Source organism: Mesorhizobium sp. M0239, assembly GCF_040321815.1.
Taxonomy (GTDB): Bacteria; Pseudomonadota; Alphaproteobacteria; order Rhizobiales; family Rhizobiaceae; genus Mesorhizobium.
In genome coordinates this window covers 1-945 of record NZ_JAMYSG010000101.1, presented here as the reverse complement: position 1 = coordinate 945, position 945 = coordinate 1, and the positions used below count along the sequence as shown (strand labels likewise).

Here is a 945-nt window from a genome sequence, read left to right as displayed (position 1 = left end):
AACCGATCCCAACTTCATGGAAATTTCCGCAAGACCGCTGGATGACCAATTCATCTCGCTTGACGCCTACGCCGTCGCGCGAGTCAACCTCGATCGGCCGTCTTCTACCTAGCCCGATCTTCGCTATTTGGCCAAAACCCCGACAAGGAAGAGGGTGATAGTTCTGTGAGGCTCTAAGGCTGCGCCTGGGATCCATCTCGTTTTCGACCCCAAACCCATCGTTGGTCAATCAAACGCATAGCGCGAAAGCAGCAGATCTTGAGTTTCGAACTGGTCTGCCGTGTAAAACGTCCATGTTCGATGTCTCCTTGGCAGGGGAAGCAACAATCACTGGTTTCCTACCGCAGGAGGAAACTGGCGCAATGCTGTTGTGGGCGACAGGAATTCGCATTCCGGCAGTTCAGCAAATCCGATGAGAAGGGAACAACGCGGCACTGTGATGGTTCGGTGGCCTCGGAGGTGACAGAGAACGATGGGCAAAAAGCCAGGACAGCAAACGGAATCCACGGCGGACCGCGAAAAGGCGATCGAGGCGCTCTACTTCGCGCGCAAGTGCGGCCTCACGAAGGACGAGGCACTGAAGATGCTCGGGAAAGCCCCGATCGGGATCGATGATGAAGCCGAAGAGCGCTCCGGTAGCCGGAGATAGAGGCAATCACCGATCGTGCGTAGCAGCCGGCCGCGGCATGATCTTCTTCACCTCCCATAACGCGTTTCACGAACCGTGCATTCTGCCCATTGACCGGCGCCCCTTGGCCAGCCGCCGCCGACGCGTAGCCCGGCAGAACGCAGTGCGAGCGAAGGGTCTTCAGCTTTGCGGGATTCGAGCCGCCGAGAGGCCGTTCGGATCCTGCCGGGGCCTAGAGCGATTCCTATTTTGAGAGAATCGTAGGATTCCCAAAGCCGGATGTTTGTGATTCAAGATGCTGGCTGGATTGGAGGCCA

At 57.5% G+C, this 945-nt stretch carries 1 protein-coding gene; it reads left to right on the top strand.

Annotated features, from left to right (window positions below; translation table 11 throughout):
• Positions 1-472 precede the first annotated feature (472 nt).
• Positions 473-649 (top strand): hypothetical protein, encoded by a 177-nt coding sequence (locus tag NKI99_RS33760; protein WP_352443074.1) that lies wholly within the window; start codon positions 473-475, stop codon positions 647-649.
• Positions 650-945 lie beyond the last annotated feature (296 nt).

Excerpts from the sequence above, each read along its gene's own strand:
- NKI99_RS33760 (WP_352443074.1), top strand. The coding sequence starts at position 473 with ATGGGCAAAAAGCCAGGACAGCAAACGGAATCCACGGCGGACCGCGAA.